The organism is Tepidiforma sp., from assembly GCF_026419595.1.
Lineage (GTDB): Bacteria > Chloroflexota > Dehalococcoidia > Tepidiformales > Tepidiformaceae > Tepidiforma.
This window is the reverse complement of record NZ_JANZZD010000135.1, coordinates 1-525: the sequence shown is the minus strand read 5'-3', so window position 1 is coordinate 525 and position 525 is coordinate 1. Positions and strand designations below refer to the sequence as shown.

At 64.6% G+C, this 525-nt stretch carries 1 protein-coding gene; it reads right to left on the bottom strand.

Annotated features, from left to right (window positions below):
• Positions 1-181 precede the first annotated feature (181 nt).
• The coding region (gene cas2e, locus N2041_RS14790; protein ID WP_297679398.1) for a type I-E CRISPR-associated endoribonuclease Cas2e at positions 182-525 on the bottom strand (344 nt) is incomplete at its 5' end.

Here is a 525-nt window from a genome sequence, read left to right as displayed (position 1 = left end):
ACAGGAACACTGATTATCAGTTTAACACACGCATAGGTAGACCGGGTCATCCCCGCGTGTGCGGGGAACACTGGCCGTCCGCGTTCGTTGCGATGAGGAAGGGCGGGTCATCCCCGCGTGTGCGGGGAACACTCTTCCTGCAGGTAGTTGATCTACCGGAGAAATTCAATTGTCAAAGAGCCTACCGGTTTCCCGGGCCCGGGCCCGGTCCCGGTCCGGATCCGTCCTTCGGTCGCGGCCGGCGCGCTGGGCGCTGCGACATCGGGTGGTCTTTCGGATAGAAGCTCACCAGCTTCAGCCCGTCGAAGTCAACCGGCATCCTCCGGTTCGTGCCCACCGTCGCGAAGTCGAACCCCTGATCGGTCGGCGCATCCCAGACCATCACCGCGTCGCCGTCCTCGATATATGCCACCACCTGATCCCAGATCCGCTCGCGCGTGCGGGCCGAATAGTCGCCCACGAAGACCCCCGCCCGCACCTCGAGCAGCCAGACCTTCAGCCGCCCCGACAGACGCGGCGGGGCAT